The organism is Pedobacter sp. T50_32, assembly GCF_057652195.1.
This window is the reverse complement of sequence record NZ_JBYFBY010000001.1, coordinates 1,007,197-1,026,225: the sequence shown is the minus strand read 5'-3', so window position 1 is coordinate 1,026,225 and position 19,029 is coordinate 1,007,197. Positions and strand designations below refer to the sequence as shown.

Here is a 19,029-nt window from a genome sequence, read left to right as displayed (position 1 = left end):
GACCTTTACTGTTTCACTACTTTCTTCACTACGTTACCTTCCTCAGATTTTAGGTTAATAAAGTAAACACCCGTGGGATAAAGTGTTAAATCTATCATTACCTGTTCGGTTTGTAAATCTATTTTTTGTTGTTTCAGTACCCTTCCCAAATTATCGCTCAGCACCAATGACTGGTATTTACCACGTTCAAATGTTACGTTCACTTTGCTTAAAGTGGGATTAGGATAAACGTTAAAAGTAGAAAGTTGAAGATTAAAAATTAGCGGTTTAATGCCTAGTTCTGTTGGTTTGCCGTCATTATCTATTTGTACCAGCTTATAATAGTTGTTGCCACTTAATGGCTGCTTGTCAGTGTAGTTATAATTGTTAATGGTTAATGGTTGATGGTTAATAGCAGCCGCCACTTCGCCTATCTGTACAAAAGCCTTATCATCGCCACTGCGGTAAACTATAAATTTCTTATTGTTAACTTCGTTAGTCGTCTGCCATTGCAGTTTAGCGTAATTGCCTTCCACTTTAGCTGTATAAGAAACCAAGGTTACAGGCAAAGTTCCTCCGTCTATCACTACCAAAGTCTGCTTTTCATTACTGGCTGCATTGTAATTGTCATCTCCGCCCTGTTTAGCGGTAATTTCTACCAAACCCACACCTTTAACTTTTACCCTCCAAATCCCAGCACTTTCATACACTTCTGCAACAGCATTGTTAGCGCTTTCATAGCTTACCGATAAACTACTACTCGCCGTAGCGCCCAATATAAAATCTGCACTGGCAGTAGTTTTTGGGTCTAGACTAGCAAAGTTGATGGTCTGGTTAGCCTTGCCTACCGTTAACACCTGCTGTAGGTTAGCCGCAGCATTGTAGGAAGTATTACCTGCTTGCGATGCCGTAATGGTGGTCGTTCCCGCACCAACAATAGTTACCGTACTGCCACTCACCGTCGCTACAGTTTCATCGCTACTGGTATAGCTTACCGCCAAATTACTACTGGCAGTTGCAGCTAGGTTAAAAGTTCCATTACCATAGGTTCTATTGGTTAAAGCATTAAACGTGATGGTCTGATTAGCCTTGCCTACCGTTAATACCTGCTGTACATTGGTCGCAGCGTTGTAGGAAGTATTACCAGCTTGCGATGCCGTAATTGTCGTCGTTCCCGCACCAACAATGGTTACCGTACTGCCGCTCACCGTCGCTACAGTTTCATCGCTACTAGTATAGCTTACCGCCAAAGTACTGCTAGCGGTTGCCGTAAGGTTAAAAGTAGCATTACCATAAGTTTTTCCAGCCAAAGCGTTAAAAGTAATGGTCTGGCTAGCCTTGCCTACCGTTAATACCTGCTGTACGTTAGCCGCAGCATTGTAGGAAGCATTCCCTGATTGAGATGCTGTAATTGTAGTCGTTCCCGCACCAACAATGGTTACCGTACTGCCACTCACCGTAGCCACCGTTTCATCGCTGCTAGTATAGCTTACCGTCAAAGCACTACTGGCGGTTGCCGTAAGATTAAAGCTTGCATTACCATAGGTTCTATTGGTTAAAGCATTAAACGTGATGGTCTGGCTAGCCTTGCCTATCGTTAATACCTGCTGTACATTAGGCGCAGCGTTGTAGGAAGCATTTCCTGATTGAGATGCCGTAATGGTAGTCGTTCCCACACCAATAATGGTTACCGTACTGCCATTTACCTTAGCCACAGTTTCATCGCTGCTGATATAGCTTACGGTAAGGCCACTACTGGCAGTTGCCGTAAGATTAAAGGTTCCATTACCATAGGTTCTATTGGTTAAAGCATTAAAAGTAATGGTTTGGTCGGCCTTATTGGTAGTAACAGCTATAGTTTGCGATGGCGCTCCCTGCCCCACAGGAATGTTTTTGTTGGCACGTACACGATAGTAATAAGTTTTATTTTCGTTTAAGTTGGTAATTATACTGCCTGTAGTTCCGGCCGCTATGGTAAACGGCGAGCCAGATACAAGCTCAGTAAAGGTTGTGTTAGTCGCTACATCAAGAAAGTAATTGCCGACCTCGCCAATGCTTGGAGCCGTCCAATTGGCTTTAAAGCCATTCGCCAATTTATCTGTGGCGTTTGCTACTTCTGGCATTACCATCGCATAGCTCTCTACCCAATTGCTATTTCCAGAGAAGGTAAAACTGGTGCTCAAATCTCCATGTAGCTCTTCACCGCTCATATCATACAGTTTGTTTGCTACACTCGGCAGAACAGTATCGAAACGGTAATGCGCCAATAGGCTAGCAGCGTTTACACTTGCCACCCCCAACATATCTGCTTTGATTTCGGTGGCGCTTAGCGCTGTACCGTAAATTCGCAGTTCATCCAAACTCCCTTCAAAAAACCTAGAGGTAGGTAGGCTGGTACCACCTTCCGATTCTGCACCTACGATTGTATAATTGGAAGTGGGGGCATAGTCAATCTGAACTTTACCCAAATCGGCCCTACTATTTACCTGTACGCCATCTACATAGAGCGTGGCCACTTCCCCATCGTAGGTAAGCGCAATGTAATGCCAACCTGGGGTTAAACCCGATGCATTAAACGTAGGGCTAACGTATCCCGAATTTCGGCGTATCAGCCCTGTAATGTTGGTTCCCGTACCTCCGGCATTGCCATTGCCAATGTTTAGCGAATAACCGCCGCCCTGCGTGTTGCTCACAATAGCCTGTAAAGTGGATACGCTCCAACTGGCACGGTGCACCCAGACCCCAATGCTTAGCCCATCCTTAGGTTTAAGCTGGTTCGAATTGCCAAGATTGACATAATTACTACTGCCGTTAAACGTGAGTGCCGTACCAGGCAGACTGGTCAATGGTCCCAGGTCCACTTTGATGGTTTCGGATATCGTTCCCTGCCCCGTTGCACTCGCCTTTTCTGCACGTACCCGATAATAATAACTTGTGCTCGGATTAAGCCCGATAATAGTTTTGCCCAGACCGTTTACCGTAAATGGCGAACCAAGCACAGGATTAGTAAAACCAGCATCGGTAGCCACATCTAGCATATAACTGTCTGCAGTATCAAAAACTGGCGCCGACCAGTTAGCAAAGAATGTATTTACAGAAACATTGGTTGCGGGCTTGGCCTCTGGCACTACCATGGCGTAGCTCTCTACCCAATTGCTATTTCCCGAAAAGGTGAAACTGGTGCTCAAATCTCCATCCAAGTCTTTACCACTCATATCATATAGTTTGTTCGCTACACTTGGCAGAACAGTATCGAAGCGGTAATGCGCCAATAGGCTAGTGGTGTTTGCACTTGCCACTCCCAACATATCCGCTTTGATTTCTGTAGCGGTTAGCGCTGCACCGTAAATTCGTAGTTCGTCCAAGCTCCCTTCAAAAAACCTAGAGGTAGGCACGGCAGTACCTCCTTCAGATTCTGCACCTACGATTGTATAATTGGAAGTGGGGGCATAGTCAATCTGAACTTTACCCAAATCGGCCTTACTGTTCACCTCTGTACCATCCACATAAAGTTTGGCCACTTCCCCGTCGTAGGTAAGCGCAATATAATGCCAACCGGGAGTTAAACGTGCCGCATTAAAAGTAGGGCTAATGTATCCCGAATTTCGGCGTATCAGTCCTGTAATGTTTGTTCCCTGACCTCCGGCATTGCCATTGCCAATGTTTAGCGAATAACCGCCGGCCTGTGTGTTACTAACGATAGCCTGTAAAGTGGATACGCCCCAGTTGGCACGGTGCACCCAGACGCCAATGCTTAGCCCATCTTTAGGTTTAAGAGCATTGGAATTGCCAAGATTGACATAATTACTACTGCCGTTAAACTTAAGTGCCGTTCCTGGTGGCACAAGGTCTACGGTTAAAGTAAGACTGATCGTAGCCTCATCATAATCTGCAGTTGCCGCTTGTGTAGCAGTGATGGTTACCCTGCCCACACCTACCAAGGTTACCTTATTGCCATTAATGGTGGCTATGCTGGTATTGCTACTGGTGTACACAAATGTACCCAAAATGGCACTAGTAGGGGCGGTAAGCTCAAATGCCGCATCGCCGTAGGTTTTGTTGATATCGGCAAAGCCTGAAAGGATAGGTTTAGAGAGCCCCTGATATTCATAAGCTCCCAGATCTATTCTACCGCCATTGGCATAATTATAAACCCTCGGCTTTTTTGCCAAATCTTGGCTTGCTGTGGTTAATCCCACAAACAGCGCATTACTTCCTTTGGCAATTACCGGGCTACCATATTTAAGACTATAATCGCCATTGGTAAAATCTGTAAAAATATTAGCAGTTGTATAGGCGGTAGCACTCGCATCTAGGTTTCCGTTTAGAGTACTGTTTTCGCCCTGTACCAAGCTGTATTTGATATCTTTAGCGATTGAACCAAACCTATTAAACATAATACTATTAGCACTATTACTTCCACTAACTTGGTTACCATAAACCAAGCTATTATAGGCCTTAAAGGTAATTGCCGAATTTGCCTCAAAGTAAATCAAATTAGCCCCTTTATTCCCTGCTAAGGTGGCATTATTTAGTGTAACTGAAGCAGGAGGTCCACTAAAAAAAATTGTGCTCCCCCCCGTATTTCCAATAATACTCGAATTAGTGACATTTATCGAAATTGTTGATTCAACATTTAAATAGGGACAATGAAGCGCACTTGCATTATTTGCGGTATTCCCCTTAATTGTACTATTTGTAAAGCGAATTGTAGTAGTTGTTTTACTATAATCACTAATTGCAATTGTGCCTGCATTAACTGCCGAATTCCCAGTAAATTCGCAATTAGTAAAACCTATAGTATTAGTAGTAGCACTTGCTAAAGAAGCGAATCCACTGCCAAAGCCTTGAACTATCCCCCACGTATAAAGTCTTATAGAGCCTACCCCATTTGCATTCCCTCCTTTTACACTGAAACCGTCTAGTTCTGTGGAAGAAACTATACTAGTAGAACTATTTACAGCTATTATTACATGATATGCATTGCCTGAATTACTATTGTTGATATTTTGTTCTGTAGTTGTATCGTAAACATCATTACCATCTAAATCACCACTTAATAAGGTGCCACCATCTCCAAATATCCTAGGGGTTGTAAGGTCGGTTATTCCATTTGCAGGATCAAACCCACCATACCACATTACGCTTTCTACAGTAACAAATGCATTATCCCTATCGGTATTAGAAGTAAAACTATTGCTTACAGCATTGTACTTCGGCAAGTATTTGCCTTTAGCTACATAAATTTTTAAGGGATTACCTGCTGTGAAATTATTCTTTTCCCTTGCCCATTTCAGTGCATCTGCCAATTCGGGAACTGCGTTTGCCCACGAGTTGCCAAAACTAGAACCTCCAGATACATTAATATCCACATATAAGATATTGTCAGTCCCGGGTATGAGCTCTGTTCGCTGGTTTTCATAGGCGCCCATATCAATCCAACCATTCATTAAACGTTTCTTCCCTGCCAAATCAAATGTAGCCGTACCTAAATCTGTAAAATAAGTGTTTACGCCATTACCTATCGCCTGGCTGCTACTTTGCAGGCTATAATCGCCACTGCCAGCATTAACAAACAAAGGGTCTATTCCTATCAAGTTTTTATCTATCGTATTACCCGTAGTATAATTTTGTGTAATGCTGTGCTTTAAAGTAAAAGTACCACCGCCAATACGTTCTATATCTGCACCGGCAACACTGCTACTACCGCTTTTTAAATTTCCCCAAAAAATACTGTTGTAAACTGATGCAGAAGCATCTTGATTATACATCCCTGTTCCCTCGTAGCCACTTGTATTATCGACAATAGTTGAATTAATTAATTGGGGATGAGCATTATTACGATTGGCCATACCACCCCCTTTAAATACCGCATTGTTTTTGGCAAACAGTACATTGGTTAAAACAGGTGATGCAGCGATGTTGTACATACCAGCGCCATCCCATTCCGTATGGTTGTTTTTAATGATGACATTCTGGTAACTAGGCGATGCGCCTGCATGATAGATCCCCGCACCATGATTATCTACAATGGTATTACCCACTACTGTTCCGGTACCACCACCGCCATTGGCATAGCCGTTACGCACTGTAAAACCATCTAATTTAGCGGCACCCACGTCTCCAGCAGCAATAAGTACATGATAGAGATTATCAATATTTACATTTGCTGTACCAATATCTCCGCTCAACACTGTGCCGTTATCTCCGTAAATACGTGATTTACTTAGGTCATTTATACCTTTTGCGGGATCAAAACCACCATAAAGCTGCACATCTTTTACCATCAAAAAGGCATTGCTTCTACCTGCGTCTGCAAAATTAGCTCCATCTTTGGGACTGTACATTGGTTTATAAGTGCCTTTGGCAACGTAAATTTTTAAAGGATTTGCCGCTGTAAAGGTAAAACCGGTTTGCTGCTTTGCCCATTTGAGTGCAGCAGCTAGGGAGGGCATTGCATTTGCCCAAGAACCTCCAAAACCTGTGCCTCCAACTACATTTGCATTTACATACAGTATGTTATTGGCACTAGGATTTATCTCCTGATGCTCGTAAGCACCTATATCAATAACACCTCCCGATAAACGTTGTTTTCCAGCTAAGTCTAATGTTTCTAAATCTAAGCCTTCATATAAGGATTTATTACCTTTATTAATGAGAGGGCTCCCATTTTTTAGCGTATAGTCGCCAGCTGCATAATTGGTAAAAAGATTAGTTGTAGCGTAGGCAGATGAAGTTGCATCGAGATTTCCATTTAGCGTACTGCTCATTCCCTGTATCAGAGAATGTTGGATATCCAACGCAATAGCCGAAGCACTTCCTACTCCCGCATCTGTAGGGGCAGTATTACCTAAAATAATGTTATTATAAATTTTAACGATAGAATTACCTCCTCGAGCATAAATTCCACCACCACCACCATTATAACTTGCCGAAGCGGTATTCCCTACAATAGTATTATTTACTATAGAACCTAAAGTTCCATAGTAAACTATCGCTCCCCCACTTCCCGCACTGTTTCCATAAAAGCCATTATTAAAGATTTTCGCATCTGTTGCATGCAATCCACCTCCAAAGCCAAAAGGCGTCTTATTACCAGAAAACGTGTTATTTACAATTATTGCTCCCGAAGAATACATACCTGCCAAAGAATACATACCTCCCCCTTCATGGCTTACATTATTTGAAAACAGATTGTTATTAAAAATAGATGAACCCAGACTATAGACACCACCTCCGCCACTGCGAGCATAGTTTTCAGAAAATGTATTATGACTAAAACGAGCAGAGGAAGGACTAGAAAGCATGCCAACTCCCCCCCATAAAGCACAGCTTTGTTTCCTACAAAACCACAATTCCGAACATCAATAGTTGCCCCTCCTCCTAAAAACAAACCAGCTCCGTCTGTGGCAATATTTTGTAAAAAAGTACAGTTTTCAACTAGAATAGTAGAATAACCGCCAACGGACATCCCTCCTCCATAACGTTCACTACAGTTACCTATAAAACTATTATTTTTAATAGTCAAAGACGAAGCCCAAATAACCAACCCTCCTCCACGATCGAATGATACATCTAAACCATTTATTTTTGACATAAATGAATTATAACTGGTATTCCCTCCCTTAATAAAAAAGCCATTTAACTCGGCAGCACCAACATCACCTGCAGAAATTAACACGTTATAAGCATTTTCTTCCTGATTGTTTATTGATAGGGTATTTGTAATTGCACTGCCACTAATCACATCATCCCCATTAAAATCTCCACTCATTATTGTTTGGTTAGCAGTCCAATTCCTATCTGCAAGTGCAAATTCGGTTCCTACAAACCCTCCAAATAGTTGTACATTTTTAACCATTAAGAAAGCCCTGTGTCGTAAATTAGAGGGATTATCAGAAAAGTTTTGTCCATCTATGGGCGTGTATTTTGGCAAATAAGTGCCTTTAGCAACCCATACCTTTAGGGGAGACGCCGAAGTCCAACTCCCTTCATTTTGCTTTGCCCATTTCAGTGCATCTGCCAATTCGGGTATGGCGTTTGCCCAACTGTCACCAGAGCCATTACCGCCACTAACAGACTTATTTACATACAATATATTGTCGGCTCCAGGTGTTTGCGCATAGAGCTTCGGCGATAAAAGATTTAAAACTAAAAGGAACAGCGAAAAACGTAGCATGATCTTCATATACAGAGAGTTTGGATTTATCCCGCAAAGATAAAAGGCCTAATGCTTGTACTCGAACAAAACAAGGGCAACTTTGTCCCGTTTAATAAAACAGGACAAATTCATTTAAATAAAATGCCTTCTTTGTATACTAGCGTGGGTTTCTCACACGGCAATATCAGCCGCATTCAAGTCTTTAAGGTACTGCGTGGGGCTAAGACCTACTATTTTTTTAAAGGAACTGTAAAACGCACTACGTGATGCGAAACCAGCATTTTGAGCCAATGCCTCAACCGTATAATGTTGCATCACTAACGGATCATCCATTTGGGTTTTGATACTATTTACTCGGTAATTATTAATAAAACCAGTAAAATTAGACCGATATACATGGTTTAGTATTGTCGATAGCTTTTGAGGTGCTACGTCTAAAGACTTTGCAAAATCAGTTAGATTGATGTTTGAAATCTTAAAAGCTTCCTCTTTAAGCATTTTATCTTCAATCTTTTTACACCAAAATTCAGTGTCCTTGTCTTTTTGCCGAGAAAGCTGATGTTGCTTTTGAACCTTGAGCAGAGTAGCCAATTTCATATCTAACATAGAAGCTACCAAATCTAAAGGTAAGCGTTCTACATAACCCGGCTTGGTATTTACAAAGTAGAGGTATCGTTCTTTTGCATTACCTACACGAATAATATGGCTACGCTCTTGCGCATCGCGGTAGTATTGCTCTACCATTACCCTAAATAGAAAGTTCATATCAAAATGAACCATAAATAGCTCTTGCAAATGGTCGTTATGAATGGCCAGCAGTTCCGAGTTTTCTACAGCTATAATAGCTTCTTGCGATGCTACTACGCCATGCAGACCCGAAATAGAACTTACAAACTCGTTATCTATAGAAATATAAGTTACAATCTTCTTTTTCTGGTGCGTGGTTTGCCCCATCATTGCACCTTTTTTAATAAAGTACATATACTGGCAACATTCGCCTTCGTTTAAAAGCACCTCCCCTTTTTTAACTTTAAGGCACACCGTTTTTTCAAAAAAAGCTTCTCTCAGCTCCTCACTTAAGGGATAGACGGAGCCTAAAATTCCTAAAATATATTCTATGTCGGGGCGAGGTGCGTTCTGATAGCGTATCATGCGTTAAATCTAAAAGGAGTAACAAATATAACTTTTAGAAGTACATCTCACATAACTCACTGTTAATTAAGCAATAAAAAAAGGGAGTAATTAACTCCCTTCGTAAGCGTAAACCATTTTCTGCTTTGCTTTAATTTTCGTCCCTACTCGGCGCAAGTGGTCTTGCAGCGTGCTATGGTCTTTATCAACCACGGCAATTAAAGCCGCTTTTTGATAATGCTGTTTAGCCAATACAAAATCTTGTCGCTGCTCTTCGTACAAACCTAGTGTTTCATAAATTGCCGATAGGTTTACCCCTGCTGTTTTCACCGCAGCCTCAGCCACCTGACTTATCGTTTTATGTAGTTGCAAATTGACCAACAATTTCAGGTAATCTTCGTACACATCCGGAAAATTAGCATCGAGCGTTAAGCTGGTTTTGTAGTAATACCCCGCCGCTTGGAAATCCTTCAAATAGTAGTGATAAATTACGCCGATGCTGTAATATGCTCTGGCGTAGTTCTCATCTTCGGCAATAATTGCTCGAAGCAAATGAAGCGCTTTAGGCGTTTCGCCATAATTGAGCTCTTCCATGGCCTGCAGATATTTTTCTTCTACAGTATATAAAATGTCCATAATATATTGTGAGCTTGATGCAAACATCAAGTCGTTTTAAACTTTAATAAATAATTGAATTTTGTTGAAAGCGTTTTAGAATGGCTGTTTTAGTAGCCCGAGATAAAGCTAAAGTCAATACCCAAGCTACTTGGCCAATAAGACTGGCAAGCGCATTGTTTTTGGATATGTATTAGACGTAGCATTGGTATAATTTTCGACAAAGATAGTAATTATTTAAAAACTAAGGATTTAAAAATTCGAAACATTAAGGAATGAAGGTAAATGAAGTCTTAATTTTTCTTAATCCCTTCATGTTTAAAAAATGTTTTGAAGCGCAAAGACAATGCCGTCCACATCGCTCTTCCCGCTTTCCGTTGCAATCTTTTTTGTGTCCTATTGCCGTCATTTCGAACGCAGAGAGAAATCTACAAGTTAAATGCTCCTATCTAACAGATTTCTCCTCGTTCCTCGTCGAAATGACGCAACAAAAAAGTATTTCCACTACAATCGGGGCTATTGAACGAAGAACTTTGCTATTTAAACCAGCCATGTACCACAGCCTCTGTAAAATAAACCTTGGCGAAGTGGTATGCGAAATGGAGCGTAGCGCAATGAAGCATTAGAACGGAGCAAAGGACTACATTTGCCAAGAACCACAGGTTTTGCTTTTCAAAAAATCAATTTCTTTTGCTGAGAACACCAAACGATGGTGCGCTACTACTTTTCTTAATTTGCAGACCACAAAAAATTAGGTAGCTTTGACAAAGGATTGCTGGCCGAGGCTGGCTTTATAACAAAACAATATTATGATTATTGAACCTAGAATGCGTGGTTTTATCTGTTTAACGGCTCATCCAGATGGTGCTGCACAGAACGTGAAAAACCAAATTGAATATGTAAAATCTAAAGGCGCTAACAACGGACCGAAAAGAGTTTTGGTAATTGGTGCTTCTACGGGCTTTGGTTTGGCTTCGAGAATTACCGCAGCTTACGGCTCTGGTGCATCTACAGTTGGTGTTTATTTCGAGAAAGAACCTAAAGAAGGCAAAACTGCTTCGCCAGGTTGGTACAACACTGCTGCTTTCGAAAAACAAGCGCAAGCGGATGGTTTATATGCAAAAAGCATTAACGGTGATGCTTTTTCTAACGAGGTTAAGCAACAAACTATCGACTTGATTAAAGCTGATTTAGGTCAGGTGGATTTGATTATTTACAGTTTGGCTTCGCCGGTAAGAACTAACCCAAAAACTGGTGTTACACACCGTTCTACTCTAAAACCAATTGGCGGAACGTTTAGCGATAAAACAGTTGATTTCCACACTGGCATTGTTTCTACGGTAACGATAGAGCCTGCAAACGAGGAAGAAATTGAAAATACAGTTGCTGTAATGGGCGGCGAAGATTGGGAAATGTGGATTGATGACATGAAAGCTGCTGGTGTATTGGCCGAAGGCTTTACTACTGTTGCTTATTCTTACATTGGCCCTGCTGTTACTGAGGCAGTTTACCGTAAAGGAACGATTGGCAGAGCGAAAGACCATTTAGAGGCTACGGCTTTTACTATCACTGATAAATTAGCTGATTTGAAAGGAAAAGCTTATGTTTCTGTAAACAAAGCTTTGGTTACACAAGCGAGTTCGGCTATTCCGGTTATTCCTTTATACATTTCTTTCTTGTACAAAACGATGAAAGAAAAAGGTTTACACGAAGGTTGTATTGAGCAAATTGAGCGTTTATTTGCGCAACGTTTATATACTGGCGGCGATGTTCCTGTGGATGAAAAAGGTCGTATCAGAATTGACGACTGGGAAATGCAAGACGATGTACAGGCTGCAGTTGCCGAGCTTTGGAAAACTGCTGATACCGATACTTTACCTGAAACTGGCGATTTAGCTGGTTATAAAAAAGATTTCTTAAACCTTTTTGGTTTTGATGTGGCTGGCGTAGATTACGCTGCTGATGCAAATGAAATGGTAGAGATACCTGGTTTGCAGAAAGCTGAGGCTTAATATTTCTGCGCTTTGTCATTCTGAGCATAGCGAAGAATCTATTTAACTAGATTCTTTCTAACGTCGGAATGACAAAGCGTCTATAAGATTGCTTCGTCATTCTTCCTCGCAATGACGCGTGATTAAAGCTACTGCAAAACAATTAGCTAATTATCATATCAACCAATCATCACATTACCTATCCGCCACTGCATAAACAGGGTCATCGATATTTACTTCAATTGCTCCCGCTGCATTTCTTAGCAACTTTCTACTATCTGCACTGAGGTGTTTTAAGGTAACCGATTTATTGAGCTTTCGGTAACGGTCGGTAATTTTATGTACCGCATCAATGGCACTCATATCGCTAATTCTACTTTCCTTAAAATCGATGATAATTTCTGCTGGGTCTTCCTGTACATCGAACTTTTCTAGAAATGCAGTGGTAGAACCAAAGAAAAGCGGACCGTAGATTTCGTAATGCTTCACACCATTTTCATCAATGTGTTTTCTAGCTCTAATGCGTCGGGCACTTTCCCAAGCAAATACCAATGCCGACATAATTACACCAATCAATACCGCTAAAGCTAAATTATGTAGAAACACTGTGATGGCTGCCACAATTACCCCAATCAGAATGTCTGCTTTGGGCATTTTTTTGATGATACGGAAACTGCTCCATTCGAAAGTCCCTACGGCAACCATCATCATTACGCCCACTAAAGCAGCCATTGGTAATTTGCCAATCACTGGTGCACCTACTAGGATAATGAGCAGGATAGTTAGCGAACCGATAATTGCAGATAACCTTGCCCTTGCACCCGCAGAAAGGTTGACCAAAGTTTGTGCAATCATTGGGCAACCGCCCATACCGAAGAAGAAACCGTTCAAGATATTCGCCGTTCCTTGTGCCATGCTTTCTTTATTGCCATCGCCTTTGTTCCCTACAATTTCATCTACTAAGTTTAGCGTAAGCAAGCCTTCGGTTAAACCTACCATCGCCATAATTAACCCAAAGGGGAAGACTATTTTCAAGGTTTCGAAAGTGAATGGCACTTCTGGAATATGAAATGGAGGAAATCCACCAGCTACCGAAGCAATATCGCTTACCGTTTTAGTTTGGATACCGAAAATTAACACTACCGCAAAAACAACCATAATTGCCACTAAGGAAGCTGGAACTGCCTTAGTAATTTTAGGCCAAACCCACACGGTAAAGATAGTTAGTGCCACCAAACCCAACATCGTATATAAAGGTGTACAGCTTAGCCATTCTTCAGTCCCTTGCACTTTAAACTGCGTTAATTGCGACATAAAAATCACAATGGCCAAACCATTTACAAAACCATACATTACAGATTGCGGCACCAGCCTGATGAATTTCCCCAACTTAAACAATCCAACAGCAATTTGAATTACACCCGCTACTACTACCGCAGCAAATACATATTCTAAACCGTGAAGTTTCATTAGCGCAATTAAAGTAATTACTGTTGCTCCCGCTCCGCCAGAAACCAAACCTGGTCTACCGCCTAAAACCGCAGTGACCAAACCCATAATGAATGCGGCATACAATCCTGTCAACGGAGGGAAACCAGCCAAAATCGCAAATGACAGCGACTCTGGTATCATCGTCATGGCTACGGTTAAGCCAGCAAGTATTTCATTTTTGTAGTTTATTTTTTGGGAGAAATCGAAAAGGGGCATGTATGTTGGTTTTGTTGGGTACAAAAGTACGTTTATCTAAGGCTTTGTTTGCCACAGATGCACAGATAATATTTGAAAACCCTCTCTGCCCTTCGGGCATCTCTTTCTTTCATCGTCCGTCATTCCCGCGTAAGCGGGAATCGTAATGCGACATAAAGAAAAACTAAACTATCGCATTAAGATTCCAGACTGAATCTGGAATGACGAAATAGGAATGTCAGTACAAAACAAAATCTGTGCATCTGTGGCTAAACGAATACCAACAATTCCCTATCTTTATATCATGTCAAATATCCAACTCATTATAGAAGAAAGACCAAGTGATATTGGTAATTTTTTAGTCGGCAGGTTACTTCCTTTTAGGGAAAAAAGATTGGTAGGCCCGTTTTGTTTTATAGACCACATGGGCCCCGTAACACTTGGTGAAAATGAAAATTTTGATATCGCACCGCATCCGCACATTGGCCTATCAACCCTTACTTTCTTATTCGAAGGAGCTATTATGCACCGCGATGGCTTAGGCACTGAAGTTGAAATTAAACCTGGCCAAGTAAATTGGATGACCGCAGGTAAAGGCATCGCTCACTCTGAACGTACACCAGATTATTTGCGAGGTACGGAAAGGAAGATGCACGGCCTACAAATTTGGGTGGCACTACCCAAGCACCTAGAGCTAATGGAACCAGAATTTTACCACGCTGATAGTGCAGATATTCCTGCTTGGGAAGAAGATGGTGTCAAATTTAAATTAGTAGCAGGTGAGGCTTTTGGCAGAAAATCTCCAATCCCAGTTTACAGCCCACTGTACTTTATTGAGATTAAAAGCAGCGAAGAAAAAACGCTTAAAATAGGTGATGATTTATTTGGCGAAAGCGGCTTATACATTTTGGAAGGAAGTGTAAGCAGTGAAGGCAATACTTTTGGCCCTAAAAACTTCTTAGTAGCTAAAGATGCTAAGCTTTGCGAATTTACTATTGCAGCCAACACCACAGTTTATATTTTTGGTGGCGAGCCTTTTCCCGAAGAGCGCTTTATATATTGGAATTTTGTAGCTACCAGTAGAGAATTAATTGAAGATGCTAAACAAAGATGGCTAAACCAAGAGTTTGGTCAAGTACCAGGGGAAACGGATTTTGTGCCTTTGCCACCACAGAGTAAGAATGTGAAATAGTAGCACAAACTATTCCTTCTCCTTTTAACTAGAGCAGTGCCTTTAAATCTAAGCGAGGCTACTGCTTTCCCAGCCTTTAATATTTTGCAGAAAATGAGATAAAAGCACTTACTCATCTCTCCCTTTGGAGGGAGATTAAGAGGGAGGAATTAAATCCCCGTCTTATATACTTCAATATATTTTGAAATAGTTCTGTTCACATTTCCTAAATCATTTAACACCTCACTATCATGAAATCTTAAAACGGTAAAGCCTATTTTCTCTAATTCTCCTTGTCGTAAAATATCTTTTTCAGCACTACCTTCCCATTGGTGTGTTAAACCATCGACCTCAATAATTAGCATTAAATCTTTACACAAAAAATCAGCGATATAATTTAAGATGGGTCGCTGCCTTCTAAATTGATATCCCATCATTTGTCGTTTACTCAACAAGAATTTCCATATACTAGCTTCTGCTTTAGTCATATCTTTTCTATTCTGCCGAGCAAACTCTTTCAATCCAGAATTATAGTGCCAAAGATTTTGTTTACCAGCATCTTTCATTTAAAAATGATTATGATTTAATCCTCCCCCTTGCCCCCTCGAAGAGGGGGATATGCAAATTGCTTATAGCGAAAAGTAATTAAAAATTGCTAAAGCCACAACTAATCATCCCCAAGTTATTGTCGTATCATTTTCCGTTGGATGCCCAGTACAAACCAATACTCTGCCTCTGGCAATTTCATCATCTGTAAGCACTTCATTGTAATCCATACGCACACCACCCGAAATACAGGTAGCCGCACAAGTGCTACATACCCCGCCGCTGCAACTGTAAGGTATTTTGATTTTATTTTCGAGTGCTACATCTAATATCCTTTTAGGCCAAGGCACTTGCAAATGATGCGTTTCTCCCTGAAATATCAGATTAACCGAATACGTATTTTTATCGATAACTTTCTCCGTAGCGTCGTCTTCATCTATTTCATCTTCCGGCAGTACAAATGTTTCTCGTTTTACCTGATGAGGCTTATAGCCAGCACCTAAAATGGAAATGCGGCAAACATCCATATAATCAACCGGACCACAAGTATAAAAAAGCGCATCTTCTTTAACAAAAGGCAATTGCTCTCTAATCAACTCATTAATCAAAAACCCATTTAAACGTGCCCGCATCAAGTTTTTTGAATTACTAAACAGATTAATTAGTTTAAACCTGTCGGGATAAATGTTTTGCCACTCCATTAACTCTTCGAGAAATAAAGTTTCATCCGCTGAGCGACTGCTATAAATCAGTACAATTTTAGATAGCTGCTCTCCCACCAACGCAGTTTTCAGAATTGAATATAAAGGGGTAATCCCCACTCCTGCACCAAACAAGAAAACAGTCCGTTCTTTATCATCAGGTTCGTAAAAGAACATCCCGTTAGGTTCGGTTACTTCTACTATATCTCCTTCCCTAAGCGAATGATGCAAAAACCTCGAAATCTCACCGTTCTCTACCAACTTTACCGCAATAGCCAAAGGCTCATCCACCAAAGGTGAACTATAAGCAGAATATGATCTACGCAATTCCTTATCACCCACACGAAATGATAAGGTTAAAAACTGCCCAGCTTTGTAAAATGGTTTATCGCAATGTAACGGTTCTAATACCACGGTAATCACTTCATTTACTTCTTGCTGAACGCTGGTAACCTTTAATTGCTGTAATGCCATATCTTCAAAAGTAGAAAGTTAAAAGGAAAAAGTAGAAAGTAAATTAGCCACAGATGCACAGATAAATGAATTGTTTAATACTAAGTATAAAAAATCTATGCATCTGTGGCTAGCTAAAAAAAGCTTTAAAACAAAAAGGCTGCCTCCCACTATCCGGGAAACAGCCTTTTAAAATGCTTATAAAAAAGCTATACCAATATTTTATTCTACAGTAGTGGTACTTACTTCCTCTACCGGTTTGTAGGCAATTAACGCCTCTTGATTTTTGTAGCCATTACGCTTCGGGTTTTCCAAAATTTCTTTAACCGAAATCAGCTTGTACACATAGGCACCAGTTTCTCGGTTAAGCTTCATCTTGAAATAATTATCCTGCTTTTGGCGGTTAATCTGTCTTTTCATATGGCCATCACCTACATTGTAGGCAGCAGCAACCAATGTCCAGCTATCAAAAACGCCATAAAGTTCCTTCAGATACTTTGCAGCTGCGATGCTAGATTTTTTAAGATTGTAGCGTTCATCTACTTTCTTATTTACCTTTAGGCCATACATACGAGCAGTACCTGGCATAAATTGCCAATAACCAGCCGCACCTTTAGGCGATACTCCCCCTCTTAAGCCCGACTCGACAAGTGCGATGTACTTAAAATCATTAGGAATACCATATGCCTCCAAAATTGGCTCTATCACAGGAAACCATTCAGCTGCTTTTTTATGCAAACGAGTAGTTTGCAAATTTCCGTAAGAAAATGAAGCCAAAGTCCTCTTCATTTTACTGTTTACCTTAGTATCGCCAATTGGCAACGTTTCTTCGGCAAACTCTAATTGAGCTATTGAAAATACCGGCTCTTCGGTTTCTATTTTACTCTTGGTATAGTTATCTTTCTTAAGATTTTCTACTTTGGTTGGTAGCTTATAAGCAAACACATTTGCCATCACAAATAGTCCTAAAACTACTGTTAATGGAATGAGGTGTTTCTTTAACATCTTCCTCCTTTTTTAGTTAACACTTAATACTTGGTGCGCAAAGGTACAATTTATTAGTTTAATTATCAAGCACTTACAAATATTAGCTCTAAAATGCACGTTTAAAATACTCTGAGGCTAGATTTTACGACAAGTATTTTTCCTAAAAATGAGTATATTTCCAGATTGTTTATCCATGCAAAATTATTAACTTTGCGTCCGCATTATTTTATGCGATTAAAAGCGTATCAATGACAAATAGTAACAAAGGGAAAAGTCGGGATGACAAGTCCAAACCAGGCAGAAACACTACCGGAAGAAGAACCGAGAAGACAGACAGTGACAAGCCAAAAAGATTTAGTGCAAAAGACGATAGCAGAAGCAGAAGTTTTGGCACCGAAGACAAAAGAGATTTCAAAGGCGGTAAAACCAGAAGCGGAGATTCTCTATCTCGCTCTACCAGACCTAGAACAGATTCTAGTGAATCATCAAGCTTCAAAAAATCATTCGATAAAAAAGACAGCAAACCTTGGGAAAAATCTGACAGACCTTTTTCTGGCAGAGGCAAACGTGAGGAAGGCTCATCAGACAAAAGAGATAATAAATCTTGGGAGAAAAGAGACAAACCTTTTTCTGCGAGAGGAAACAGCAGTCGTGAAGAAAATAACGACAGCAAAAGAAGCTACGTAAAAAGAGATAGCTATGCGAAAGATGGAGCTGCTTCTAAATTTTCGGATAGAAAAGGCGATAAATACGGTGACAACCGTCCATTTAGAAAACGCGAAGAAGGTAGCAGCTATAAAGGCAAAAAAGAAGATAAAGGCGAAAGAGTTGCTCCTACTTTAAGAAGTAGAAAAACCAAAGCCGAAGAAGATTTAGTACGTTTGAACCGCTACATCGCTAATGCAGGCATTTGCTCTCGTCGTAAAGCCGACGAATTAATCGAAGCTGGAGTAGTTAGTGTAAATGGCAAAGTAGTTACCGAACTAGGCCACAAAGTGGATCCTTATAAAGACGAGGTAAGATATAACGGCGAGCTATTAAAACGCGAAAAGAGGGTTTACGTTCTTTTGAACAAACCAAAAGATTATATCACTACTACCGATGATCCACAAGAACGCAAAACGGTAATGCACTTGGTTGATAAAGCCAGCAAAGAGCGTATTTATCCAGTTGGTCGTTTAGATAGAAATACCACGGGATTGATATTAATGACTAATGATGGAGAATTAGCAGATAAGCTATCTCATCCTCGTAATGGTATCACAAAAATTTATCAGGTTGAGCTAAACAAGAATCTTGTTCAGGGCGACCTTAATAAGATTCAATTTGGTTTAGAATTAGAAGACGGTTTTATTAAGCCGGATAGCATTTCTTATGTAGCTGGCGGAAGCAAAAAAGAAATCGGCATCCAAATACATAGCGGCAAGAACAGGATTGTACGTCGTATTTTCGAACATCTAGGTTATGATGTGGTAAAACTTGACCGTGTAGTTTACGGCAATTTGACCAAAAAAGATTTACCGAGAGGCAGATGGAGATACTTAGACGAGCATGAGCTCATCCAAATTAAACACTTAATTAAGTAACCTAAATAGCATGCGCAGAATT

The 19,029-nt window shown here is 40.6% G+C and carries 11 protein-coding genes; 3 read left to right on the top strand and 8 right to left on the bottom strand.

The window, feature by feature from the left end:
- Positions 1-5 precede the first annotated feature (5 nt).
- The 4 genes from AC23ME_RS04455 to AC23ME_RS04440 form a co-directional block, all read right to left on the bottom strand.
- Positions 6-6,749, bottom strand: coding sequence for a T9SS type A sorting domain-containing protein (locus AC23ME_RS04455; protein ID WP_487726741.1), 6,744 nt, complete (start codon positions 6,747-6,749; stop codon positions 6-8).
- A gap of 404 nt (positions 6,750-7,153) precedes the next feature.
- Positions 7,154-8,167, bottom strand: coding sequence for a hypothetical protein (locus AC23ME_RS04450; protein WP_487726540.1), 1,014 nt, complete (start codon positions 8,165-8,167; stop codon positions 7,154-7,156).
- Positions 8,168-8,311: 144 nt separating this feature from the next.
- Positions 8,312-9,292 carry a helix-turn-helix domain-containing protein gene (locus AC23ME_RS04445; RefSeq protein ID WP_487726539.1) on the bottom strand — a complete coding sequence of 327 codons (981 nt, stop codon included), beginning with the start codon at positions 9,290-9,292 and terminating at the stop codon, positions 8,312-8,314.
- Positions 9,293-9,382: 90 nt separating this feature from the next.
- The gene (locus AC23ME_RS04440) at positions 9,383-9,907 is read right to left on the bottom strand and encodes a tetratricopeptide repeat protein (protein WP_487726538.1); all 525 of its coding nucleotides are present in this window, start codon (positions 9,905-9,907) and stop codon (positions 9,383-9,385) included.
- Between the two features lie 788 nt (positions 9,908-10,695).
- On the opposite strand from AC23ME_RS04440, the gene fabV reads away from it, so the two are divergent.
- Complete coding sequence (fabV, locus tag AC23ME_RS04435) at positions 10,696-11,898, top strand: enoyl-ACP reductase FabV (protein WP_487726537.1); 1,203 nt, start codon at positions 10,696-10,698, stop codon at positions 11,896-11,898.
- Between the two features lie 174 nt (positions 11,899-12,072).
- Here the strand turns inward: fabV and AC23ME_RS04430 are convergent, their stop codons facing one another.
- Complete coding sequence (locus AC23ME_RS04430) at positions 12,073-13,584, bottom strand: SulP family inorganic anion transporter (protein ID WP_487726536.1); 1,512 nt, start codon at positions 13,582-13,584, stop codon at positions 12,073-12,075.
- Positions 13,585-13,867: 283 nt separating this feature from the next.
- Between AC23ME_RS04430 and AC23ME_RS04425 the strand changes: the two genes are divergently transcribed.
- On the top strand, positions 13,868-14,755 hold the full coding sequence (locus AC23ME_RS04425; RefSeq protein WP_487726535.1) for a pirin family protein: 888 nt from the start codon (positions 13,868-13,870) through the stop codon (positions 14,753-14,755).
- 149 nt (positions 14,756-14,904) lie between these two features.
- Here AC23ME_RS04425 and AC23ME_RS04420 read toward each other — a convergent pair whose 3' ends face one another.
- The 3 genes from AC23ME_RS04420 to AC23ME_RS04410 all read right to left on the bottom strand — a co-directional run bounded on the left by AC23ME_RS04420 (position 14,905) and on the right by AC23ME_RS04410 (position 17,439).
- A complete protein-coding gene (locus AC23ME_RS04420; RefSeq protein ID WP_487726534.1) occupies positions 14,905-15,300 on the bottom strand; it encodes an endonuclease domain-containing protein in 396 nt (131 codons plus the stop codon).
- Positions 15,301-15,405: 105 nt separating this feature from the next.
- Positions 15,406-16,455 carry a 2Fe-2S iron-sulfur cluster-binding protein gene (locus AC23ME_RS04415; protein WP_487726533.1) on the bottom strand — a complete coding sequence of 350 codons (1,050 nt, stop codon included), beginning with the start codon at positions 16,453-16,455 and terminating at the stop codon, positions 15,406-15,408.
- A 201-nt stretch (positions 16,456-16,656) separates the two neighbouring features.
- The gene (locus AC23ME_RS04410) at positions 16,657-17,439 is read right to left on the bottom strand and encodes a lytic transglycosylase domain-containing protein (RefSeq protein ID WP_487726532.1); all 783 of its coding nucleotides are present in this window, start codon (positions 17,437-17,439) and stop codon (positions 16,657-16,659) included.
- Between the two features lie 230 nt (positions 17,440-17,669).
- Between AC23ME_RS04410 and AC23ME_RS04405 the strand changes: the two genes are divergently transcribed.
- On the top strand, positions 17,670-19,007 hold the full coding sequence (locus AC23ME_RS04405; RefSeq protein WP_487726531.1) for a pseudouridine synthase: 1,338 nt from the start codon (positions 17,670-17,672) through the stop codon (positions 19,005-19,007).
- Positions 19,008-19,029: the final 22 nt, after the last annotated feature.